The organism is Nonomuraea sp. NPDC050383, assembly GCF_044459125.1.
GTDB lineage: Bacteria > Actinomycetota > Actinomycetes > Streptosporangiales > Streptosporangiaceae > Nonomuraea.
Genome location: NZ_JBITIP010000002.1, coordinates 471,801 through 492,587, shown reverse-complemented (window position 1 = coordinate 492,587; position 20,787 = coordinate 471,801). Strand labels below are relative to the sequence as shown.

Genomic DNA, 20,787 nt, shown 5'->3' with positions numbered 1-20,787 from the left:
CTTATGTCCCTGTGCCCCTGCCCTGGTCGGTGTCCACGATGCGCGCTCCGAGCGGCAGGAGGGAGACGGGCACCAGCTTGAGGTTCGCGATGGCCAGCGGGATGCCGATGACGGACAGGAACAGCGGGATGGAGGTCAGGACGTGCCCGATCGCGAGCCAGACGCCGGCGACCACGCACCAGATGATGTTGCCGATCAGGGAGAACACTCCGGCCTGGGGGTCGCGCACCACCGTCCGGCCGAACGGCCACAGGGCGTACGCGGCGATCCTGAAGGCGGCGATGCCGAACGGGATCGTGATGATGAGGACGCAGCAGACGATCCCCGCCACGGCGTACCCGAGGGCCAGCCAGATACCGGCGAAGACCAGCCAGATGACGTTCAGAATCGTGCGCATGCCTTCAGCTTGTCACCGCGCGGGCGTCGCGCGACATCCGGCATCCCCCTGAGCCTGACCCTGAGCGCCGGGCCCTGACCTGGGGGGACGTCCCTTGCCGGGCGGCCCGGCGAACGCCTGCGCGATCTCCGCCCAGGCGCGGGCGGCGGGGCCGGTGACGACGAGGGCGGTGTCGGCCAGGTGGACGCGCTGGGTGACGAGCAGGCAGAAGTCCAGCATGGGGCCGCGCACCGTGTCGGCCGCGCCCTCCGGCCCGGCCGTCCACGGCTCGCCGCCGCCGGGCGGCGCCAGCTCCACCCGTACGGGCTCGGCCGGGAGGGGCAGCCCGCGCACGGCGAACCCGTAGGGGCGCGCCCGGACGCCGAGCGTCGCCACGTGCCGCAGCCGGAGCGTGGGCTCGCGGGTGACGCCGAGCGCGGCGGCGACGTCCTCGCCGTGCGCCCAGGTCTCCATGAGCCGGGCCGTGACGAAGGAGGCGGCCGACATGTCCGGCCCGTACCAGGGGATCCGGTCGCGCGCGCCGAGCCCGGCGAACGCGTCCAGGCTGCGGGCGCGGGCCGCACGGAACCAGGCGTGCAGCTCGCCGGCCGGCATGCCGCGCGACCGGAACGCCAGCTCGTCCACCGAGCCCGGCCCCAGGGCGGAGACCTCCGGCGAGGCGCGGAACGCGGCCGGATCGGTCACCGCCGTGCGGGCCGCGTCGTCGAACCACGCCAGGTGGGCGACCTGGTCGCGCACCGTCCAGCCCTCGGCGGGGGTCGCCAGCTCCCACTGCCCGGGACTCAGCGGCGCCAGCAGGGCCTCCAGGGAGGCCGTCTCCGCGCGCAGGTCGGCGAGCAGCTCTCCCATCAGGTCCGGCGCCGGCTGTCCCGTGTCGCTCATGCCCGCCACCCTAACCGAACAAGGTTCTACGAGGAATAATGCGAAGGGTGATCTGCGAGAGCTGCAAGGAGCGGCGGCACGAGGAGTGCCGGGGAGGCTCGTGGTGCGACTGCCAGCACCAGGGCTCGGAGCACGAGAAGGAGTCGCCGCTGGACTGGCCGCGCCAGGGATGATCACGTCCAGACTCTGGACCGTTGTTGGACATCTCGGGCAGCCCGAGTATCTTCATGTACATGCCAGCGGACCCCATGCTCGTCGGCCGACGCCACGTCGACCTTCAGCGTGTCCGCAGCGCCATCTGTCGTGACGCCCGCTGATCATCACCTGATTTCTGACTGAGGGCGTCGCACTCCTCTTCGCAACCCCCGCACTCGACGACGAGGCGGGAGGAAGCACGAGCGCGCCCATGACGCGAAGGACGCGCAATGAGCACTCCTGCCAGCCGGCACCACAAGCGCCCGCGCGGCGAGGGTCAGTGGGCTCTCGGTTACCGTGAGCCGCTCAACAAGAACGAGGAGAACAAGAGGAACGACGACGGGCTCAACGTCCGCCAGCGGATCATCGACATCTACTCCAAGGGCGGCTTCGACTCGATCGACCCCGCCGACCTGCGCGGCCGCATGCGGTGGTACGGCCTCTACACCCAGCGCAAGCCCGGCATCGACGGCGGCAAGACCGCGATCCTGGAGCCGGAGGAGCTGGACGACCGCTACTTCATGCTGCGCGTCCGCATCGACGGCGGCCAGCTCGACCTGCGCCAGCTGCGCGCGATCGCCGACATCTCCAACCTGTACGGCCGGGGCACCGCCGACCTGACCGACCGGCAGAACGTCCAGCTCCACTGGATCGACATCGAGTCGGTGCCCGACATCTGGGAGCGCCTGGAGGCCGTCGGCCTGTCCACCACCGAGGCGTGCGGCGACACCCCGCGCGTCATCCTCGGCTGCCCGCTGGCCGGCATCGACACCGAGGAGGTGCTCGACGCCACCGAGCAGATCAACGAGGTGTACGACCGCTTCATCGGCGACCCGGCGTTCTCCAACCTGCCGCGCAAGTTCAAGACCGCGATCAGCGGCTGCCCCGCCCACTGCACCGTCCACGAGATCAACGACGTGGCGTTCGTCGGCGTCGAGCTGCCCGGCGGCGAGAAGGGCTACGACGTGTGGGTGGGCGGCGGCCTGTCCACCAACCCGATGTTCGGCAAGCGGCTCGGCGTGTTCGTCCGGCCCGACCAGGTCGGCGACGTCTGGGCCGGCGTGATCGGCATCTTCCGCGACTACGGCTACCGGCGGCTGCGCCACCGCGCGCGGATCAAGTTCCTCGTCAACGACTGGGGCACGGAGAAGTTCCGCGAGGTGCTGGAGAAGGAGTACCTCGGCGCGCCCCTGCCCGACGGACCCGCACCCGCCCAGCCGCGCGGGTCGCGCCGCGACCACGTGGGCGTCTTCCCGCAGCAGGACGGCGGCTTCTACGTCGGGTTCGCCCCCAAGGTGGGCCGCCTCGACGGCGACAAGCTGCACGTCATCGCCGACATCGCCGAGCGGCACGGCTCCGGCCGGGTCCGCACCACGGTCGAGCAGAAGATGGTCATCCTCGACGTCGCGCCCGACCAGGTCGACTCGCTGGTGGCCGAGCTGGAGGCCAACGACCTCCAGGTCAACCCGTCCACGTTCCGGCGGCAGACGATGGCCTGCACCGGCATCGAGTACTGCAAGCTCGCCATCGTCGAGACCAAGGCCACCGCGTCCGACCTCATCGACGAGCTGGAGCGGCGGCTGCCGAACTTCGAGGAGCCGCTGACGATCAACGTCAACGGCTGCCCCAACTCCTGCGCCCGCATCCAGGTCGCCGACATCGGGCTCAAGGGCCAGCTCGTCGTCGACGAGAACGGCGACCAGGTCGAGGGCTTCCAGATCCACCTCGGCGGCTCGCTCGGCGTCAACGCCGGCTTCGGCCGGAAGGTGCGCGGCCTGAAGACCACGGCGGCCGGCCTGGCCGACTACGTGGAGCGGGTCGTCACCCACTACGACGCCCAGAAGAAGGAGGGCGAGTCCTTCGCCGACTGGGTGCAGCGCGCGGACGAGGCGGACCTGCGATGAGCGAGCGCGCCGTCCCGTTCCACTGCCCATACTGCGGCGACGAGGATCTCGAACCGTACGAGGGCGAACTCAACGTCGGCGGGTCCGCGACCGGTGGGGGCTGGTACTGCCGCTCGTGCGCCCGCGCTTTCAAGCTGAAGTTCCTGGGGATCGGAGTGACGATATGACGCTGGTGGACATCGAGGTCGGACTCCGGAGACAACGCGGCACCCTCGACCTGCAGGACATCGTGGAGTCGGCCGCCGTCTTCCTGGAGGAGGCGTCCGCCCGCGAGATCATCCGCTGGGCGGCGGCGACGTTCGGCGACCGGCTGTGCCTGACCTCCTCGATGAGCGACGCGCTCGTCATCGACCTGGTGAGCCGGGTCAAGCCGGGCGTGGACGTGCTGTTCATCGACACCGGTTACCACTTCGCCGAGACCGTCGGCACGCGGGACGCGGTGCGGCAGGTCTACGACGTCAACGTGATCGACGTCAAGCCGTCGCGGACCGTCGAGGAGCAGGACCGCGACCTCGGCCCGCGCCTGTTCGGCCGCAACCCCGACCTGTGCTGCTACCTGCGCAAGGTCGAGCCGCTCAACCGCGCGCTGGAGCCCTACCTCGCCTGGATCTCCGGCATCCGCCGCGACGAGTCGCCCAGCCGGGCCGACACCAAGGTCGTCGAGTGGGACGCCAAGCGGCAGATGGTCAAGGTCAACCCGATCGCGCGGTGGACCCAGGAGGAGGTCGACAACTACATCGCCGACAACGGGGTGCTGATCAACCCGTTGCACTACGACAACTACCCCTCGATCGGCTGCGCCCCCTGCACCAGGCAGGTCGCGGACGGCGAGGACCCGCGCAGCGGCCGCTGGGCGGGGCTGGGGAAGGTCGAATGCGGCATTCACCTGTAGTCCCCGGCGTGTGGTCCGCCCCGCTGGCAGGCGGGGCGGACCAGGACCCGCCTCTGGTGGCGGTCGCGCACGGCTCCCGCGACCCGCGGGCCGCGGCCGTCGTGGAGGCGCTCCTGGACGAGGTCCGGCGGGCCCGCCCGGGTCTGCCGGTCCGCACGGCCTACCTGGACCACGCCGCGCCGAGCCTCGGTCAGGCGCTGGCCGGGCTGGGCGAGGCCGTGGTGCTGCCGCTGCTGCTGACGGAGGCGTACCACTCGCGGGTGGACCTGCCGGCGGCGCTGAGCGAGGCGCGGGCGCGCGACGCGCGGCTGCGCGTCCGCTACGGCGCCACGCTGGGGCCGCACCCGCTGCTGACGGCGGCACTGGAGCGGCGGCTGGCCGAGGCGGGAGTGGCGCCGCGTGACCCCGGCACGGCCGTGGTGCTCGTGTCGGCCGGCTCCAGCGACGCGCGGGCCAACGCCGTGGTCGCCCGCATGGCCGGGACCTGGGCGCGTGACGGCGGCTGGTGGGCCACCGTGCCGGCGTACGCGTCGGCCGCGTCCCCGACGCCGGAGCAGGCGGTCGAGCTGCTGCGCGAGGCGGGCGCGCCCCGGGTGGCCGTCGCGCCGTACCTGCTGGCTCCGGGCCTGTTCGCCGACAAGGTACGGCGGGCGACGCTCGCCGCGGGCGCCGACGTCGTGGCGGACGTGCTGGGCCCCGCGCCCGAGGTGGCGCGGGTGCTGCTGGAGCGCTATGACGCCGCCCTGCGCGTCCCCGTGGGAGCAGCGGCCTCCTAGTGCCGCATCAGGCAACGTTCGCCCTGTCCACGATCTCGCGGAGGCGTTCGTCGGCGGCGTGCTTGTTCCGCCAGATGATGTAGCGGCGGATCATGCTGCCCTGCTCTTCGTGGCCGGCATGGTCGGTGCCGTCGAGGGCGAAGTAACGCAGGGCGGTGAACTGGGCCTCGATGCGGTTCAGCCAGGAGCCGTTGGTCGGCGTGCGTACAGGTGCTCGACGCGGGCCTTCTTGGCAGCGTGGTCGGGGTCGCGGGAGGTCTTCCAGGCCTTTATGTTGTGGATCACGTCCCGGACCCGGTCCGGGCTGGTGAATGTCACCTCGGAGATCTTTACCACGGGCATGCCCTGTGCGGACAGCAGCACCATCTGGGCCCGCCGCCAGGTCACCACCGAACCGGTGCCGCTGCGGATGATCCGCAGCAACCGCCTGCCCTCGTCGTCCTCGATCTCGCGGACACGTACTCGTTCTGCCACCCGCACAGTCTGGCGACACCGCGCTCACAACAGGGGTGTCGGCGCTCGCGTCACTATGCGTTGGGGTCACGCAGGCCGACTGCGTCATGCCGCCAGAACGGCTCTGCATAGACCAGCGTCCCCGTCATCCATGGCTCGTACTCTGGGAGCTTGATGGCCTGGAAGGCACCGTCCGGGATACGCAGGGATGGCTTTCGGAAGCCCAGGCCACCACCGGGCACGAAGCCGAAACGCGAGTAATAGCCCGGATCGCCCTCCAGGAAGACGAGGGGAACAGCCCGCTCGGCGAGGATCCCCAGTCCGTGTCGGACCAAGGTCGAGCCGATACCGCGCTTCTGGAGCTCAGGCATCACGGCCAACGGACTGAGGACTTGCACTTCAACCAGCCGCCGAGGGGCATCGAGGAGACTGCGGGTGAACATGACATGGCCGACGACCTGCCTGTCGTGCTCGGCGACCAGCGAGAGACCGTCCTCGGGCGCGATGGTGGCCCGCAGGGTATCGACCAGGTCGGCCACGACAAAGCCATGGTCGCCGAACGCCCGCAGGTGAACATCCCGCACGGCCGGTCTGTCGCTCGGAAGTTCTTCGCGAAGATCCATGTCCGGAGAGTAAAGGCCCCTCCGGGTGGCTCGCACGCGGTTTCAAGACCGGAAGGACACGCGGCCAGGGACCGCCCAGTTGCACACCGGACCAGCATCCGAACGGAGCGTCTCGCTCCGACGGGGCGAAGGTTCGCTGATGCGGCACCAGCCCCGGTTGTCCGGTCGTCAGTGACCGAGGAGGCGCCGGCGGTCCTCGTCGCCGTGGAGGCGGCGGTGGCCGTCGCGCCAGTCGTCGCCGTGCAGCCGCCGCCACTGCTCGCGCCAGGCCGCCAGGCCGCGCTTCAGCGGCTGCGCCCGGGAGTCGCCGACCACCTTCACGTCGCCCATGACCGCGTACGCGCGGACCCGGACCACCGGCACGTTCATGCCCGGGGCGGCCTCCAGCACGTCCACGCGCTTGTCGCCCATGACCGCCATCCCGTCGAGGTCCACGTGGACCCCGTCCGGGACGATGATCTTCACATCGCCCATCACCGAGACGGCCGTGATGTCCACCGCGTCGGTGCGCACCTCGGCCTCGCGCAGGTCCAGCAGCACGTCGCCCAGCACGGCCACCGCGCCCAGCTCCTGGTCGATCCGCCAGGCGCCGCGCCGCTTGGTGTCGCCCATCACACCCACGAACCAGCGCCGTTTGCGCTCGGGCCCCGATCCGGGCCCGTGCTGGACGGCCGGGAACGCCCCGGGCCCGGCGGCCGGCAGGTCCTGGGTGAGCAGGGCCAGCTCGGCGTGCGTGGAGGCGGTGTAGGCGGCCTCGGTGCGGTCGGTCAGCTCGGCCAGCGAGAGCCGGCCTTCCACGGAGGCCACGCGCAGTTGCTCCACGACGGCCTCGCGCTCCGCGTCGGACGCGCGGACCTCGCCAGGGTCAGTCATATGACGCAACATATCGCGTTTCCGCGTCCGGTTCCTCCTCCTGCGGGAGGAGGCACAGCCCTCGCCCTGCTCATTTCGGAGCACTCTCACCAGGCGACCGGAAGCCGCCACACCCCGTAGACCATCGCGCTCTCGCGCAGCGGGACCTCCCCCTCCGCGACCGCCAGGCGCAGCGTGGGGAAGCGCTCGAACAGCGCGCGGTAGCCGATGCGCATCTCGATGCGGGCGAGCTGCTGCCCCAGGCACTGGTGGACGCCGTGCCCGAAGGCCAGGTGGTGCCTGGCCTCGGCCCGGTCGAGCCGCAGGACGCCCGGGTCGGCGAAGCGCCCCGGGTCGCGGTTGACCGCGGGCAGCCCGATGACCACGGTCTCGCCCGCGCGGACGAGCGTGCCGCCCAGCTCGACGTCCTCCAGGGCGGCGCGGTTGGGCGCGCCCAGATGGACGACGCTGAGGTAGCGCAGCAGCTCCTCGACCGCGCCGTGGGTGAGCGTGGGCTCGCCGCGGAAGGCGTCGAGCTGCCCGGGGTGCCGCAGGAGGGCGTAGACGCCCAGGGCGAGCATGTTGGCGGTGGTCTCGTGTCCGGCGACCAGGAGCAGCAGGGCGATGTTGGTCAGCTCCTCGTCGCTCAGGTCACTCCCGGCGATCAGCCCGCCGAGCAGGTCGTCGGCCGGGTGGGCGCGCTTGTGCCGCACCAGCTCGCCCAGGTAGCCGGCCAGGTCGCCCATCGCGGTCAGGGCCCGCGCCGCGCTGTTGTCCATGTCCACGATCACGGTGGTCAGGTCCTCGAAGAAGGCGTGGTCGCGGTAGGGGACGCCGAGCAGTTCGCAGATCACCAGGGAGGGGACGGGGAGCGCGAACGCCCGTACGAGGTCGGCGGGCGGCCCGGCCGCGGCCATGGCCTCCAGCCGGTCGGCGACGATCTGGGCGATGCGTGGTTCGAGGTCCCTCATCCGGCGGACGGTGAACTGGCCGACGAGCAGGCGCCGGTACCGGGTGTGCTCGGGCGCGTCCATGGCGGGGAACCAGCCGGGCGCGGCAGCCGCGTCATGGCCGCCGGGGCGGACGTTCGGGCGGGGCAGCGGCGAGTGCCGGAGCTCCGGCCGGGCGGTGAAGCGCGGGTCCGACAGGACCGCCCTGGCGAGGTCGTAGCCGGTGACGAGCCATCCGACGTGCCCGTCGGGGAAGGCCAGGCGGGCCGGCGCACGGCGGTCGCGGTACCGCTCCAGCTTGGGGGGCGGCGCGAACGGGCATCCGGTGTCACGCCGGGTGGGCAGGGTCACCGGCGTCTCGGCGCTCTGGTCGCTCATCGGATCGGCTCCTGACAATGTGAATGTTGACTATCTTTTGAGAGTACACCATCAGTTTCTGGTACGGCAGAATGAGCGCATGGGGAACGGCGGGCTACGCGAGCGCAAGAAGGCCAGGACCAGGGAGACGATCCTGCGCGAGGCGTTCAGGCTCTTCCGGGAGCGCGGCTACCACGCCACCACCACCGAGCAGATCGCCGAGGCCGCCGAGGTCTCCCCCGCCACCTTCTTCCGCTATTTCCCGGCAAAGGAGGATTTGGTCGCGCTCGACCGGTTTCCTCCGCTCGTCGAGGCGCTGGCCGCGCAGCCGCCGGGCGCGCCGGTCACCGTGCTGCGTGGCGCGTTCCGCACGGCGTTCGCCTCCCTGACCGCCGAGGAGATCGCGGCGGGGCACGCACGGGAGGTGTTCGCGGCGACCGTCCCGGAGCTGGTGGCGGCCAACCTGCGCAAGGCGTCCGGCTTCCTGCGGGAGGTCGGGGAGCTGCTGGCCGGCAGGACGGGCCACGACGCGGACGATCCGCGCCTGCGCAACGCCATGGGGGCGGTCTTCGGCGTCGTGACCCTGGTCTGGCTGCAGTGGGCGCGCGACCCGTCCTTGGACGGGCCCACCGAGCTCGACGAGGCGCTGGCGCATCTGGAGTCGGGCCTGCGCATGTGATGGCATCGGCCGGGGGCGCGCGTCCCGGCCGGTGGCGGCAGGGATGGCCGGGGTGGGGGCTGAGCTGGGCTAGTGTCCCTTGCATGCATGAGGAGAAGCTCTACCGGGCCGCGTTGAACGGCGAGTCGGAGACCGTGAGCGAGCTGCTCGCCGGGGGCGCCGACCCCAACCGGCCGAGCGAGGGAGAGGACGAGGGCCTGCCGCTGTGCGCGGCCGCCGCCTGGGACCGGGTCGAGGCCGCCCAGACGCTGCTGGCCGCCGGGGCCGACGTCAATGGCCGGGAGGGCGGCGGCTGGACGGCGCTGCTGTGGGCGGCGGCCAACGGCCACGCCGACACGGCTGGGCTGCTGCTGGAGGCCGGGGCCGAGGTCGACGCCGCCAACGACGACGGTGACACGCCCCTCACGCTGGCCGCCCGGCGGGGCGCGCTCGGCGTGGTGCAGGTGCTGCTGAGCGGCGGGGCCGACCCGCAGAAGTCCGACGGCGACGGCGACACCCCGCTCGACGTGGCGGCCGACTGGGTGGGCGTGCACCTGGAGAGCGCGCTGCTCGACCAGATCGGGCAGGACGACTGGGAGTACGTGGTGGCCCGGCAGTTCGCCAAGGACGGCACCGAGCTGGTGACCGTGGCGGGCCGCTCCGCCGACGGCTCGGAGACCGAGCAGGTCCAGGCGCAGCGGGGGCACGCGGCCATCGTCACGCTGCTGGAGGACGCCACCGGGGCGCACACCCCGGTCGACCGGCTGGTGGCGCGGGCGCTGGCGCACCGCGACACGGACGAGGACGCCGAGACCTGGTGGATCGTGGCCGACTCGCTGGCGCGGCGGGGCGACGACGAGACGTACGAGGCGCTGGCCAGGCTGTGCGCCAGCGAGGACGCCCGGGAGCGGGAGTTCGGCGTGGACGCCATCGCCCAGTTCGGCGTGACCGAGGACGGCAAGCCGTACCTGGAGCGGACGCTGCCGCTGCTCCAGCGGATGGCCACCACCGAGAGCAACCCGCAGGTGCTGCGGTCGGTGCTGTCGGCGCTCGGCCACCAGGGTGACCCGCGCGCACTGCCGCAGGTGCTCGGCATCATCGGCAGGGAGGGACACCAGCGGACGATGACGGACGCGATCGCGCTGGCCGACGTGCTGCCGCCCGACCACGCCGAGGGGCTGGCCGTGCTGATCTCGATGACCGGCGACGCCGACGACGAGGTGCGCGACTGGGCCACCTCGGGGCTGGCCGGGCTGGCCGCCGACACGCCGGAGATCCGCGAGGCGCTGGCCGCCCGCCTGGACGACACGGACCTGCGCACGGTCGCCGAGGCCACGCGCGGCCTGGCGGAGCGCGGGGACGCCCGAGGGGCACGCGGCGTCGAGCGGGTGCTGGCCGAGAGCGACGACGACTACGCCCGCGACCTCGTCACGGAGGCCCGCGCCAAGCTGACACCCGACTCCTGACACCCGACTCCTGACACCGGGCACCGTCCTTCAGGGCCGGGCGTCAGGGACGTCCCGTCCTGAAGACCGGCCCTGAAGACCGCCCTTGAAGCCCGGCCCTGAAGGACGGCCCTGGGGTCCGGCGCGTCAGGGGCGGCGTTCGGTGGCGAAGATGCCGTTGACCGCGACGATGGCGAACCAGATCACCGGGATGACCCACCCGGAGACGTTGCCGACGCTCAGCGCGATCGTCGCCACCGTGCCCAGGGCCAGCGAGACGATCGCCAGCGCGAGCCGCTGCCCGTCGGCCGCCCTGGACCGCTTGGCCAGGTCCTTGGCCTTCGGGACGGCGGCGAGGCGCTCGTCCACCCGCCGGTCGACCTCCTGGCCCATCTTGTCGAGGAACGACTCGATGAGCGCGTCCTCGTAGTCGGGGCCGAGGTCGCGGCGGGCGGACACGGCGGCTCGGAGCTCATCACCGGTGCTCATGTGTCGAGATATAGCGTGTCCTGGCCACCGCGGCAAGGCACAGCACGAGCACGGACGGGTTGCTCAGCGGGCCAGGATGTCGTCCAGGTTGTACGAGACCGGCCGCTCCAGCTGCTCGTACGTGCAGGACTCCGGGGTGCGGTCGGGCCGCAGGCGGCGCCAGTGGGCGGTGTGCCGGAACCGGTCGCCCTCCATCTGGTCGTAGGCCACCTCGATGACCAGCTCCGGCCGGAGCGGGATGAACGACAGGTCCTTCTTCGCGCTCCACCGCGAGATCGCGCCGGGCACCCGCTGCCCGCCCGTCGCCGGCCCGGCGGCCGGCCGGCCGGCACCGGCCACCGCCTGCTCGGCCCAGTGGCCCCAGGGGTGCTCGCCGAGATCGGCGACGTACGGCTTGAGCTCCTCCACCAGCTCGGCCCGGCGCGCCATCGGGAACGAGGCCGCCACGCCCACGTGGTGCAGCCGCCCGTCGGGCCCGTAGAGGCCGAGCAGCAGCGAGCCGACGATCGGGCCGGTCTTGTGCTCGCGGTAGCCGGCCACCACCACATCGGCGGTGCGCTCGTGCTTGACCTTGAACATGGTGCGCTTGTCCGGGACGTAAGGCTGGTCGCCGGGCTTGACGATGATGCCGTCGAGCCCCGCGCCCTCGAACATCTCGAACCACTCCCCCGCCTGCCCGTCGTCGCGCGTGACGGGCGTGAGCCGCACCGAGTGGCCGGCCTTGCCGAAGATGCCCTCCAGGCGGGCGCGGCGCTCGGAGAAGGGCAGGTCGAGGTACGACTCGTCGCCGAGCGCCAGCAGGTCGAAGGCGACGAACGCGGCCGGCGTCTCCTCCGACAGCATCTTGACCCGCGAGGCGGCCGGGTGGATGCGCTGCTGGAGGGCGTCGAAGTCGAGCTGGGAGCCGCGCGGCAGCACGATCTCGCCGTCGACCACGACCCGCTCGGGCAACTCGGCCTTGACGGCCTCGACCAGCTCGGGGAAGTAGCGGGTGAACGGCCGCTCGTTGCGGCTGCCGAGGTAGACCTCGTCGCCGTCGCGGAAGACGATGCAGCGGAAGCCGTCCCACTTGGGCTCGTAGAGCAGGGTGCCGTCCTGCTTGGGCATGGCCTTGACGGGCTTGGCCAGCATGGGCGCCACGGGCGGGCGGACCGGCAGGTTGGGCACCGGCTCCGGCTCGGCCTCGACCTCGGGCCCCGGAGCCCGTACAGGCTCGGCGGATGTCGGGTCGATGGGGTCAGACATGGTTCGGCTCCCTCGTGTACCGGCAGAAGAGGACGCCGTCCTCCTCCAGCACCTGGCTGAGGCCGAGGCCGACGTGCGCCGCCTCGCCGTTCAGGATGCGCGCCGCGCCCCCGCCGAGCAGCAGCGGGCTGATCGTCAGGCACAGCTCGTCGAGCACCCCGGCCGCGGCGAGCTGGGCGTTGAGCCGCGGCCCGCCCTCGCACAGCACCCGGGTCAGCCCGCGCTCGTGCAGCCCCCGCACCGCCGCCGCCAGGTCGACCACCTCGTCCCCGGCGACCACCACGTCGGCGACGGCCTTGGCGGCTGCCAGGCGGTCGGCCGGCGCGGAGGCGCAGGTGACGACGATCGTGGGGACGATCGCCTCGGCGAACAGCGGGCCGTCGAAGTCGAGGTCGAGGCTGCGGCTGACCACCGCGACGGGCGGCGTCTCGGGCCGCCCCTCGCGCAGCGCCCGCCACGACTCGCGCGGCCGGGCGGGGCCGTAGCCCTCGGCGCGCACGGTGGCGGCGCCGGCGACGACCACGTCGGCGAGCCCCCGCAGCACGCCGAAGATCCGCCGGTCGGCCTTGCTCGACAGCCCGCCCGACAGGCCGTTCACCCAGGCGGCGCCGTCCGCGCTGGCGACCATGTTGACGCGCAGCCACGGCCGGCCGGCCGGATAGGCGTACGCCTGCTCGATGGGTGGTTCGTCCTCTATGTCCGGGTAGATGCGACGCACTCCTCTACCTTGGCACACGCCTCCGACAACCCGCCGTGACGGCGGCCTTTGCCCGGAGACACAGCACTTTGCGGTAACCAATGGCATACATGGAGTGATGCGCCTAACGTGTCGTCTGGGATCGGTGACCGAAGGAGGCCCGGGTGGGGCTGGCGACAGCCGTGACGTGGACGTGCACCGCGATCGTGGGCATCTATCTGCTCTACCTGTGGCTCTCGGGCGGCGGCCTCAGACAGCAGGCCACCAAGGTGACCCGCTTCCCGGTGACGTTGATCTTCTCCCATCCCGTGCTCGCCACGGCGGCGCTGGCCTGCTGGGTGGCCCACCTGGTGACGGGCGTCAGGGCGCTGGCGTGGACGGCGTTCGGGGTGCTGGCCGTGGCGGCGCTGCTGGGCTTCACCATGTTCACCCGCTGGCTCGGCGGGGGGCGGCACGCCCGGGGCGCCGAGCGCCGCTTCCCCGTGCTGGCCGTGGCGCTGCACGGCCTCGGCGGCGTGGTCACGTTCGCGCTCGCGCTCGCCGCCGCGGCCCTCACCGGCCGATGACCCGCGGATGACCCGCGGATGACCCGCGGGCGTCAGGACGCGCGCGGCTGGCGCAGCACCTGGATGGAGCGGGAGGTGACGGCCACCAGCGCGCCCGGCTGCCACCGCTCGTCCGGGAACGGCTCGTCCTGGCGGGTGTCGTGGTTGGTGTCGAGCACCGGCAGCCAGACCGGGCCGAACTCCTCGCCCGGCAGCGTGAACGTCATGTCCTCGTGGTGGGCGTTGATGAGCAGCAGGAACGAGTCGTCCACGATGCGCTCGCCGCGCGTCCCCGGCTCGGTGATGGCCTCGCCGTTGAGGTAGACCCCCAGCGACTTGGCGTAGCCGGTGTGCCAGTCGCCGGCGGTCATCTCCGCTCCGCCAGGGGTGAGCCACACCAGGTCCCGCCGGCCGTTCTCGGGGTTGCGGCCGTGGAAGAAGCGGCGCCGCTGGAAGACCGGGTGCTCACGCCGCAGCCGCGACAGCGTCCGGACGAACGCCAGCAGGTCGTCCTCGGTGTGCAGGAGCGACCAGTCGATCCAGGCGATCTCGTTGTCCTGGCAGTAGGCGTTGTTGTTGCCGCGCTGGGTGCGGCCCAGCTCGTCGCCGTGGGACAGCATCGGCACGCCCTGCGACAGGAACAGCGTGGTCAGGAAGTTGCGCCGCTGGCGGTGGCGGAGCCGGACGATCTCCGGGTCCTCGACCGGGCCCTCGGCGCCGGAGTTCCAGGAGCGGTTGTCGTCGGTGCCGTCCCGGTTGTCCTCGCCGTTGGCGAGGTTGTGCTTGCGGTCGTACGAGACGAGGTCGGCGAGCGTGAACCCGTCGTGGCAGGTGACGAAGTTGATGGAGGCCACGGGCCGGCGCCCGGAGGTGGCGTACAGGTCGGCCGAGCCGGTCAGCCGCGAGGCGAACTCGGGCAGCGCCGAGTGCGTTCCCCGCCAGAAGTCACGCACGATGTCGCGGTACTTGCCGTTCCACTCGGTCCACAGGGGCGGGAAGTTGCCGACCTGGTAGCCGCCGGGCCCGACGTCCCACGGCTCGGCGATGAGCTTGACCTGCGAGATCACCGGGTCCTGCTGGATGAGGTCGAAGAAGGCGCTCAGCCGGTCGACGTCGTGCAGCTCCCGGGCCAGCGCCGAGGCCAGGTCGAACCGGAAGCCGTCGACGTGCATCTCCAGCACCCAGTAGCGCAGGGAGTCCATGATCAGCTGGAGCGCGTGCGGCGAGCGGACGTTGAGGGAGTTGCCGCAGCCGGTGTAGTCGAGGTAGTAGCGGCGGTCGCCGTCGTGCAGCCGGTAGTAGGCGGAGTTGTCGATGCCGCGGAAGCCGAGCGTCGGCCCCATGTGGTCGCCCTCGGCGGTGTGGTTGTAGACCACGTCGAGGATCACCTCGATGCCCGCCTCGTGCAGCGCCCGCACCATGGCCTTGAACTCCAGCACCTGCTCGCCGCGCGTGCCGGCGCTGGAGTAGCCGCCGTGGGGGGCGAGATAGGCCATCGTGTTGTAGCCCCAGTAGTTGGTCAGCCCCCGGGCCACGAGGAAGTGCTCGGGCATGAAGTGGTGGACCGGCATCAGCTCGACCGCCGTCACCCCGAGCGACAGCAGGTGGTCGATGATCGCGGGGTGTCCCACGCCCGCGTAGGTGCCGCGCAGCGCCTCGGGAACCGCCGGGTGCCGCATGGTCAGGCCGCGCACGTGCGCCTCGTAGATCACCGTCTGGTGGTACGGGGTGTGCGGCGACCGGTCGTTGCCCCAGTCGAAGAACGGGTTGACCACCACGTTCTTCGGCATGTACGGCGCGCTGTCGGCCAGGTTGAGCCGTGCCGGGTCGGTGAACTCGTACGAGAACAACGACTCGTTCCACGTCAGGTCGCCGTCGATGGCCTTGGCATAGGGGTCGAGCAGCAGCTTGGCGGGGTTGCACCGGTGGCCGCGGGAGGGCTCGTAGGGCCCGTGGACGCGGTAGCCGTAGCGCTGTCCCGGCACGATGCCGGGAAAGTAGGCATGCCAGACGAACCCGTCGACCTCCGGCAGGTCGACGCGTTCCTCGGAACCGTCATCGTGGAAGAGGCTGAGCTCGACCCGCTCGGCCACCTCGGAGAACACCGAGAATCCGGTGCCCACACCATCCCAGGTGGCGCCGAGTGGATACGGCTCGCCCGGCCAGACATCTCGCATGTGACTCAAGTGTCCCACGCGATCGCGATCACACCAGAGCGATCGCGATCACGATCTCGCTAGAGGAGCTGAGCGTTCAGCGTGATCGTCGTGCCGGCCAGCGCCTTGCTCACCGGGCAGTTGGCCTTGGCGGTCTCGGCGGCCTCCTGGAACTGCTCGGCCGTGATGCCCGGCACCTGGCCCTGCACGGTGAGGACGATGCCGGTGATGCCCTCGCCCGGCTGGAAGGTCACGTCGGCGCTGGTGCGCAGCGACTCGGGCGGCGTGCCGGCGCCGGCCAGGCCGTGGGAGAGCGCCATCGAGAAGCACGAGGAGTGGGCCGCGGCGATGAGCTCCTCGGGCGAGGTCTTGCCGTTGGCCGCCTCGGCGCGTGACGCCCAGGAGACCTCGAACGTGCCGACGCCGGACGTGTCGAGCGACACGGTGCCCGAGCCGTCGAGCAGGGCGCCCTTCCACTGCGTGGTGGCGGTGCGGGTGGTGGCCATGACGGTTCCTCCCTCTGGTCTGTTGGACTTCCGACCCTACCGTGAGCCCGGACACCCTCGTCCGGCCGCTGCCCGGACCGGCCTGGGCCTGCGCGCGCGACCGCTGCCGGGCGATGCCGGCTAGGCCAGCCAGACGAGGCCGGCGAAGCGCCCGCCGGGCTGCTCCCTGCGGTGCGAGTACAGCTCCTCGGACTCGATCGTGCAGCGCGCGTCGTGGCGCACGTCCGCGACGCCCGCCGCGCGGAGCTGGGCCTCGATGCCGGCGCGCAGGTCGAGGGCGGGAGTGTCCCAGGAGGTCGTGGACCAGGTCTCCGGCACCCGGGCGGCGACGCGCTCGCGCAGCTCGGCGGGCACCTCGTAGCACCGGCCGCACGCGCCCGGCCCGACGAGCGCCGCCATCCGCTCCGGCGACGCGCCCTTGGCGGCCATGGCCTCGACCAGCGCCGCGGCCACGCCCAGCTCGGTGCCGGGGCGGCCGGAGTGGGCGGCGCCCACCATCCGCGCCACGGGGTCGCCCACGAGCACCGCCGGGCAGTCGGCGCCGAGTGCGGCCAGGGCGAGGCGCGGCTCGGTGGTGAAGACGCCGTCCAGCGGGGGCGGGTCGTCGCCGAACGGCTCGCTCACGTACGCGACGTCGGCGCCGTGGACCTGACGCATGAACACCACGGCCCGCACGCCCAGCTCGGCGGCGACCCCGTCGCGGTTGGCGCGGACGGCCGCGGGGTCGTCCCCCACCAGTCCGCCGAGGTTGCGCGACCCGTACGGCGGCGCGCTGACACCCCCGTGACGGTCGGTGACGGCGACGTGGACACCCGGGGCCAGCTCCATGCCCTTGATCCTAGGGGGAGCCGGGCCCGCTCCCGGGACGCCGGGCACCCACCGGCGCCCGGCCGGCTCTCGCGGGATCTCGCCGGCTCTCGCTGGATCTCGCTTGTCAAGCAAGCATATGCTTGGTGACGTGACCGACTATCGCAACCTGATCGGCGGCCGGCTGGTCCCGGCGGCCGGCGGCCGGACCATGGACTCCGTCAATCCCGCCACCGGGGAGGTGTGGGCCCGCGTCCCCGCGAGCGGCCCGCAGGACGCCGAGGCGGCCGTCGAGGCGGCGGGGAAGGCGTTCCCCCGCTGGTCGGCCCTGCCCGCCCTGGCCCGCGCGCACGTCCTGCGCCAGGTCGGCGCCGTCTTCACCGAGCACGCCGAGGAGCTGGCCCGGCTGGAGACCCGCGACAACGGCCGGATCCTGCGCGACACCCTCACCAAGGACCTGCCCGGCATGGCGCACCTGTGGCAGCTCGCCGCCGGCCAGTGCCTGGACGCCGTCAGGGGCGACACCGTCATCCTGGGCCCCGACGCGCTCGGGATGACCCGGCGGGAGCCGTACGGCGTGGCCCTGTGCGTCATCCCGTGGAACTCCCCCATCTCGACCTTCTCCGCCAAGGCCGCCTACGCCCTGGCGGCGGGCAACACGGTGATCGTCAAGCCCGCCGAGCAGGCGAGCGTGTCGGTGCTGCGGCTGGGCGAGCTGCTGGCCGAGGTGCTCCCGCCCGGCGTTCTCAACATCGTCAGCGGCGTGGGCGAGGAGGTCGGCGACGCCCTCGTACGGCACCGCGGCGTGCACAAGATCAGCCTGACCGGCTCGACGGAGACGGCCCGCGTCATCACCAGGGCCTCGGCGGACACGCTCAAGCCGTTGACGTTCGAGCTGGGCGGCAAGTCGCCGAACATCGTCTTCCCCGACGCCGATCTCGACGCCGCCGCCCTGGGCCTCACGGTGAACTCCGTCTACACGGGCAACGCGGGACAGGTCTGCGTGGCCGGCTCCCGGATGCTGATCCACCGGTCGGTCTGGGACGAGATGCTGGGGCGGATGGAGCGCATCGCCGCCGGGCTGGTGCTCGACGACCCGCTCAACCTGGACACCACGATGGGGCCGATCGTCTCGCGCGGGCAGTACGAGCGGGTCACGTCGTACCTGGACCTGGCCGAGAAGGAGGGCGCCGAGCTGGTCTTCGGCGGCCGGCGGGGCGCCGAGGTGGTGCCGCGCCTGCCCGGCGGCTACTGGGTGTCGCCCACCCTGTACACGACGAGCGACAACGGGCTGCGCGTCTGCCAGGAGGAGATCTTCGGGCCGGTCGCGGTGGCGATCCCGTTCGAGACGGACGAGGAGGCGCTGCGGATCGCCAACGACTCCCCGTACGGGCTGGCGGCCGGCGTCTGGACGCGTGACCTGGGACGGGCGCACCGGTTCGTGCGGGACCTGCGGACCGGGACGGTATGGGTGAACACCTTCCGGCAGATGCCGCCGGGGCTCCCGTTCGGCGGCGTGAAGGACAGCGGCTACGGGCACGACGGCGTCCTGGAGTACACCCGGGAAAAGGCTGCCGTCATTCAGATCTAGTCGGATAGATTCCCGGCCATGAGCGAGGGGATCATCAGCGAGGAGATCGGCGACGAACCCGCCGGCGCGTCCGCCCTGCCGGCGCTGTCCGAGGAGGCCGCGCAGTCGCGGGCGTCCGTGCTCCGCAGCCGGGCCGAGTCGTACGTGGCGCTGTCACGCTACGACGCGGCCATCGCGGACCTGACCGAGGCGATCGCCCTGGCGCCGGACAGCGCCCGCGCGTGGCGGCTGCGGGGTGAGAGCCACCGGCTGATCGAGCGGTACGACGCGGCGCTGTCGGACTTCGACCAGTCGCTGCGCCTGGAGCCCGACAGCGCGTACGCCCTGGGCTCGCGCGGCCAGGTGTACGCGGCGCTGGGCCGGCTGGAGGAGGCGCTGACCGACTTCGACCACGCGCTGACGCTGACGCCCGAGTCGTTCTGGGTCCTGGAGGGCAAGGCGGACGCCCTGGCCGACCTGGGCCGGCTGGACGAGGCGCTGGACGTGCACGCCGGCATCATCGCGCTCAACGAGGGCCAGGCGTACCCGTGGCTGGCCAGGGCGGAGCTCTACCAGCGGGTCAACCTGTACGCCGAGGCCATCGACGACTACACCCGGGCCCTCGGGGTGGACCCCGGCTACGCGCGGGCGCTCAGCAGGCGCGGCGAGGCGTACCGCATGATCGACCGCTACGACGAGGCCCTGGCCGACCTGAACCGCGCGATCGAGCTGGACCCGGACAACGACCGGGCGCTGGGCAGCCGGGGTGCGGTGCTGAGCGAGCTGGGCGACGACGAGGCGGCCGTGCGCGACCTCGACCGGGCCATCGAGCTGGACCCGGAGTACGTCTGGGCGTACCGGGTGCGCGGGGAGGTCCTCCAGGACCTGGACCGCCATGAGGAGGCGGTCGCGGACTTCACCCGGGCGCTGCGGCTGGAGTTCGGGGACTCCTGAACCACCGGGTGGAAGAATCCTCCCCCAAGCGGACGAGGATTGCCCTCCTCGGTAGAAGTTCTTTCAACCCAGGCGAACCTCCGTAACCCCTGACTCCGGGTTACGTTCCAGGCACGTGCCCGCACTCCGGGCACGGCGGAAAGACCGCACGGCCGGTGGATGCCGAACGCCCCGGTGATCGGAGGGGGCCGGCCGTGCGGGACGGCGAGCGTGGAGCTCCTCAGGTGCCGCCGTGCGGGACGGCGAGCGCGCAGCTTCTCAGGCGTCGCCGTCCGGACGGGCCTTGCTGGGCTGCACGCGCCGCGGCTCGCCGGGCATCTTCGGATAGTTCGGCGGATAGGGCATGTCGCCCCGGCCGTCCGCCGCGTACCGCTCCAGGAGAGGCTCGATGGAGTACGCCCGGTCGTCGATGGCCGCGTGCACGTCGCCCACCTTGGCGAAGCGGGCCGGCATCGTGCGGATGTCGAAGTCGGCCGGGTCGGCGTCCTCCAGCTCCTCCCAGGTGAGCGGCGCCGAGACGGGCCCGGTGGGCTTGGCCCGCACCGAGTAGGCGCTGACGACCGTGCGGTCCCGGGCGTTCTGGTTGAAGTCCACGAACACCCGCTCGCCCCGCTCCTCCTTCCACCACGCGGTGGTCACCAGATCGGGGGCGCGCTCCTCCACGGCCCGCGCGAGGGCGATGCCCGCGTGCCGGACCTCGACGAAGTCCCAGCGCGGCTCGATGCGGACCGCGACGTGCGCGCCGCGGTTGCCCGAGGTCTTCACGAACCCCGTCATGCCGAGGTCGGCGAGCACCTCACGGGTCAGGAACGCGGCCCGGCGCGCCGCGTCGAACCCGAGCCCCGGCTGCGGGTCGAGGTCGATGCGCAGCTCGTCGGGGTGCTCCACGTCGGCCGCGCGCACCTGCCACGGGTGGAAGTCGACCGTGCCGAGGTTGGCGCAGTACGCGACGGCGGCGACCTCGGTGACCCGCAGCGAGTCGGCCTTGCGCCCGCTGGGGAAGGTGACCGTCACGGTCTCCAGCCAGTCGGGGTGCTTGGGCGGCATGCGCTTCTGGTAGATCGCCTCGGTGTGGATGCCGTCGGGGTGGCGCTTGAGGTTGGTCGGGCGGTCCCGCAGCGCCCGCAGCACGCCGTCGCCGACGCTCACGTAGTACTCGACCAGCTCACGCTTGGTGACGCCGATCTCCGGAAAGTACACCTTGTCGGGGTTTGTGACCTTGACGGTCCGCTCCCCCACCTCGAGCTCTATGAACGGCGATGCCATGCCCTCGAACCTACCCCGGACGACCGACAATCCCGGGAACCCCAGGGCGGGCCCCGGGTGGGCGGGTCCGTCCCGGAGCGCGCCTCGGTGGCGGTACCGAGGGCTCGACGGGACGGACCTGAAGACCACCCGCCTGCGCGGCTCGCACGGGCGCTGGCGCGCCACCCG

The 20,787-nt window shown here is 72.2% G+C and carries 23 protein-coding genes; 10 read left to right on the top strand and 13 right to left on the bottom strand.

Annotated elements, in window-relative coordinates:
* Position 1: 1 nt before the first annotated feature.
* Both ACIBG4_RS07005 and ACIBG4_RS07000 read right to left on the bottom strand, forming a co-directional pair.
* Positions 2 to 397, bottom strand: coding sequence for a YccF domain-containing protein (locus tag ACIBG4_RS07005; protein ID WP_310716864.1), 396 nt, complete (start codon positions 395 to 397; stop codon positions 2 to 4).
* Between the two features lie 12 nt (positions 398 to 409).
* Positions 410 to 1,279, bottom strand: coding sequence for a TIGR03084 family metal-binding protein (locus tag ACIBG4_RS07000; protein WP_397201036.1), 870 nt, complete (start codon positions 1,277 to 1,279; stop codon positions 410 to 412).
* Positions 1,280 to 1,326: 47 nt separating this feature from the next.
* Between ACIBG4_RS07000 and ACIBG4_RS06995 the strand changes: the two genes are divergently transcribed.
* The 5 genes from ACIBG4_RS06995 (at position 1,327) to ACIBG4_RS06975 (ending at position 5,046) form a co-directional block, all read left to right on the top strand.
* Positions 1,327 to 1,452 carry a hypothetical protein gene (locus tag ACIBG4_RS06995; RefSeq protein ID WP_310716859.1) on the top strand — a complete coding sequence of 42 codons (126 nt, stop codon included), beginning with the start codon at positions 1,327 to 1,329 and terminating at the stop codon, positions 1,450 to 1,452.
* Positions 1,453 to 1,506: 54 nt separating this feature from the next.
* Positions 1,507 to 1,596, top strand: coding sequence for a putative leader peptide (locus tag ACIBG4_RS06990; RefSeq protein ID WP_355443229.1), 90 nt, complete (start codon positions 1,507 to 1,509; stop codon positions 1,594 to 1,596).
* A 108-nt stretch (positions 1,597 to 1,704) separates the two neighbouring features.
* A complete protein-coding gene (locus tag ACIBG4_RS06985) occupies positions 1,705 to 3,378 on the top strand; it encodes a nitrite/sulfite reductase (protein WP_310716857.1) in 1,674 nt (557 codons plus the stop codon).
* Positions 3,379 to 3,541: 163 nt separating this feature from the next.
* Complete coding sequence (locus ACIBG4_RS06980) at positions 3,542 to 4,270, top strand: phosphoadenylyl-sulfate reductase (protein WP_397201035.1); 729 nt, start codon at positions 3,542 to 3,544, stop codon at positions 4,268 to 4,270.
* Positions 4,252 to 5,046: a sirohydrochlorin chelatase gene (locus ACIBG4_RS06975; protein WP_397201034.1), complete on the top strand. Its 795-nt coding sequence runs from the start codon at positions 4,252 to 4,254 to the stop codon at positions 5,044 to 5,046. Before ACIBG4_RS06980 ends, ACIBG4_RS06975 begins: the two co-directional genes overlap by 19 nt.
* Before the next feature lie 177 nt (positions 5,047 to 5,223).
* Here ACIBG4_RS06975 and ACIBG4_RS06970 read toward each other — a convergent pair whose 3' ends face one another.
* From ACIBG4_RS06970 to ACIBG4_RS06955, 4 genes are all read right to left on the bottom strand, one after another.
* A complete protein-coding gene (locus tag ACIBG4_RS06970; protein WP_397201033.1) occupies positions 5,224 to 5,520 on the bottom strand; it encodes a hypothetical protein in 297 nt (98 codons plus the stop codon).
* A gap of 53 nt (positions 5,521 to 5,573) precedes the next feature.
* Positions 5,574 to 6,122, bottom strand: coding sequence for a GNAT family N-acetyltransferase (locus tag ACIBG4_RS06965; protein WP_397201032.1), 549 nt, complete (start codon positions 6,120 to 6,122; stop codon positions 5,574 to 5,576).
* Between the two features lie 168 nt (positions 6,123 to 6,290).
* Entirely contained in the window at positions 6,291 to 6,995 is a 705-nt protein-coding gene (locus ACIBG4_RS06960; protein ID WP_397201031.1) for a DUF1707 domain-containing protein, read from the bottom strand.
* A gap of 86 nt (positions 6,996 to 7,081) precedes the next feature.
* Positions 7,082 to 8,302 (bottom strand): cytochrome P450, encoded by a 1,221-nt coding sequence (locus ACIBG4_RS06955; protein WP_397201030.1) that lies wholly within the window; start codon positions 8,300 to 8,302, stop codon positions 7,082 to 7,084.
* Between the two features lie 79 nt (positions 8,303 to 8,381).
* Between ACIBG4_RS06955 and ACIBG4_RS06950 the strand changes: the two genes are divergently transcribed.
* A complete protein-coding gene (locus tag ACIBG4_RS06950; RefSeq protein WP_397201029.1) occupies positions 8,382 to 8,960 on the top strand; it encodes a TetR family transcriptional regulator in 579 nt (192 codons plus the stop codon).
* An 83-nt stretch (positions 8,961 to 9,043) separates the two neighbouring features.
* Positions 9,044 to 10,405 (top strand): ankyrin repeat domain-containing protein, encoded by a 1,362-nt coding sequence (locus ACIBG4_RS06945; protein ID WP_310717182.1) that lies wholly within the window; start codon positions 9,044 to 9,046, stop codon positions 10,403 to 10,405.
* Between the two features lie 126 nt (positions 10,406 to 10,531).
* Here the strand turns inward: ACIBG4_RS06945 and ACIBG4_RS06940 are convergent, their stop codons facing one another.
* The 3 genes from ACIBG4_RS06940 to ACIBG4_RS06930 form a co-directional block, all read right to left on the bottom strand.
* Positions 10,532 to 10,873 carry a hypothetical protein gene (locus tag ACIBG4_RS06940; protein WP_310717180.1) on the bottom strand — a complete coding sequence of 114 codons (342 nt, stop codon included), beginning with the start codon at positions 10,871 to 10,873 and terminating at the stop codon, positions 10,532 to 10,534.
* Positions 10,874 to 10,936: 63 nt separating this feature from the next.
* The gene (locus tag ACIBG4_RS06935; RefSeq protein ID WP_397201241.1) at positions 10,937 to 12,004 is read right to left on the bottom strand and encodes an ATP-dependent DNA ligase; all 1,068 of its coding nucleotides are present in this window, start codon (positions 12,002 to 12,004) and stop codon (positions 10,937 to 10,939) included.
* A gap of 106 nt (positions 12,005 to 12,110) precedes the next feature.
* Positions 12,111 to 12,836: a pyrimidine reductase family protein gene (locus tag ACIBG4_RS06930; protein ID WP_397201028.1), complete on the bottom strand. Its 726-nt coding sequence runs from the start codon at positions 12,834 to 12,836 to the stop codon at positions 12,111 to 12,113.
* Between the two features lie 143 nt (positions 12,837 to 12,979).
* Between ACIBG4_RS06930 and ACIBG4_RS06925 the strand changes: the two genes are divergently transcribed.
* On the top strand, positions 12,980 to 13,381 hold the full coding sequence (locus ACIBG4_RS06925; protein ID WP_310717173.1) for a hypothetical protein: 402 nt from the start codon (positions 12,980 to 12,982) through the stop codon (positions 13,379 to 13,381).
* A gap of 32 nt (positions 13,382 to 13,413) precedes the next feature.
* Here the strand turns inward: ACIBG4_RS06925 and glgX are convergent, their stop codons facing one another.
* The 3 genes from glgX to pgeF form a co-directional block, all read right to left on the bottom strand.
* A complete protein-coding gene (gene glgX, locus ACIBG4_RS06920; RefSeq protein WP_397201027.1) occupies positions 13,414 to 15,537 on the bottom strand; it encodes a glycogen debranching protein GlgX in 2,124 nt (707 codons plus the stop codon).
* 59 nt (positions 15,538 to 15,596) lie between these two features.
* Entirely contained in the window at positions 15,597 to 16,022 is a 426-nt protein-coding gene (locus ACIBG4_RS06915) for an OsmC family protein (RefSeq protein WP_310717168.1), read from the bottom strand.
* A gap of 120 nt (positions 16,023 to 16,142) precedes the next feature.
* Complete coding sequence (gene pgeF / locus ACIBG4_RS06910; RefSeq protein ID WP_397201025.1) at positions 16,143 to 16,850, bottom strand: peptidoglycan editing factor PgeF; 708 nt, start codon at positions 16,848 to 16,850, stop codon at positions 16,143 to 16,145.
* A gap of 130 nt (positions 16,851 to 16,980) precedes the next feature.
* Between pgeF and ACIBG4_RS06905 the strand changes: the two genes are divergently transcribed.
* Positions 16,981 to 18,420 (top strand): aldehyde dehydrogenase family protein, encoded by a 1,440-nt coding sequence (locus ACIBG4_RS06905; RefSeq protein WP_397201024.1) that lies wholly within the window; start codon positions 16,981 to 16,983, stop codon positions 18,418 to 18,420.
* Positions 18,421 to 18,438: 18 nt separating this feature from the next.
* Entirely contained in the window at positions 18,439 to 19,353 is a 915-nt protein-coding gene (locus tag ACIBG4_RS06900) for a tetratricopeptide repeat protein (RefSeq protein ID WP_397201023.1), read from the top strand.
* A 258-nt stretch (positions 19,354 to 19,611) separates the two neighbouring features.
* Here ACIBG4_RS06900 and ligD read toward each other — a convergent pair whose 3' ends face one another.
* Positions 19,612 to 20,619, bottom strand: coding sequence for a non-homologous end-joining DNA ligase (gene ligD / locus ACIBG4_RS06895; protein WP_310717158.1), 1,008 nt, complete (start codon positions 20,617 to 20,619; stop codon positions 19,612 to 19,614).
* Positions 20,620 to 20,787: the final 168 nt, after the last annotated feature.

Excerpts from the sequence above, each read along its gene's own strand:
- ACIBG4_RS07005 (WP_310716864.1), bottom strand. The coding sequence starts at position 397 with ATGCGCACGATTCTGAACGTCATCTGGCTGGTCTTCGCCGGTATCTGG.
- ACIBG4_RS07000 (WP_397201036.1), bottom strand. The coding sequence starts at position 1,279 with ATGAGCGACACGGGACAGCCGGCGCCGGACCTGATGGGAGAGCTGCTC.
- ACIBG4_RS06990 (WP_355443229.1), top strand. The coding sequence starts at position 1,507 with ATGTACATGCCAGCGGACCCCATGCTCGTCGGCCGACGCCACGTCGAC.
- ACIBG4_RS06985 (WP_310716857.1), top strand. The coding sequence starts at position 1,705 with ATGAGCACTCCTGCCAGCCGGCACCACAAGCGCCCGCGCGGCGAGGGT.
- ACIBG4_RS06980 (WP_397201035.1), top strand. The coding sequence starts at position 3,542 with ATGACGCTGGTGGACATCGAGGTCGGACTCCGGAGACAACGCGGCACC.
- ACIBG4_RS06975 (WP_397201034.1), top strand. The coding sequence starts at position 4,252 with ATGCGGCATTCACCTGTAGTCCCCGGCGTGTGGTCCGCCCCGCTGGCA.
- ACIBG4_RS06965 (WP_397201032.1), bottom strand. The coding sequence starts at position 6,122 with ATGGATCTTCGCGAAGAACTTCCGAGCGACAGACCGGCCGTGCGGGAT.
- ACIBG4_RS06960 (WP_397201031.1), bottom strand. The coding sequence starts at position 6,995 with ATGACTGACCCTGGCGAGGTCCGCGCGTCCGACGCGGAGCGCGAGGCC.
- ACIBG4_RS06955 (WP_397201030.1), bottom strand. The coding sequence starts at position 8,302 with ATGAGCGACCAGAGCGCCGAGACGCCGGTGACCCTGCCCACCCGGCGT.
- ACIBG4_RS06950 (WP_397201029.1), top strand. The coding sequence starts at position 8,382 with ATGGGGAACGGCGGGCTACGCGAGCGCAAGAAGGCCAGGACCAGGGAG.
- ACIBG4_RS06945 (WP_310717182.1), top strand. The coding sequence starts at position 9,044 with ATGCATGAGGAGAAGCTCTACCGGGCCGCGTTGAACGGCGAGTCGGAG.
- ACIBG4_RS06940 (WP_310717180.1), bottom strand. The coding sequence starts at position 10,873 with ATGAGCACCGGTGATGAGCTCCGAGCCGCCGTGTCCGCCCGCCGCGAC.
- ACIBG4_RS06935 (WP_397201241.1), bottom strand. The coding sequence starts at position 12,004 with ATGCTGGCCAAGCCCGTCAAGGCCATGCCCAAGCAGGACGGCACCCTG.
- glgX (WP_397201027.1), bottom strand. The coding sequence starts at position 15,537 with ATGCGAGATGTCTGGCCGGGCGAGCCGTATCCACTCGGCGCCACCTGG.
- ACIBG4_RS06915 (WP_310717168.1), bottom strand. The coding sequence starts at position 16,022 with ATGGCCACCACCCGCACCGCCACCACGCAGTGGAAGGGCGCCCTGCTC.
- pgeF (WP_397201025.1), bottom strand. The coding sequence starts at position 16,850 with ATGGAGCTGGCCCCGGGTGTCCACGTCGCCGTCACCGACCGTCACGGG.
- ACIBG4_RS06900 (WP_397201023.1), top strand. The coding sequence starts at position 18,439 with ATGAGCGAGGGGATCATCAGCGAGGAGATCGGCGACGAACCCGCCGGC.
- ligD (WP_310717158.1), bottom strand. The coding sequence starts at position 20,619 with ATGGCATCGCCGTTCATAGAGCTCGAGGTGGGGGAGCGGACCGTCAAG.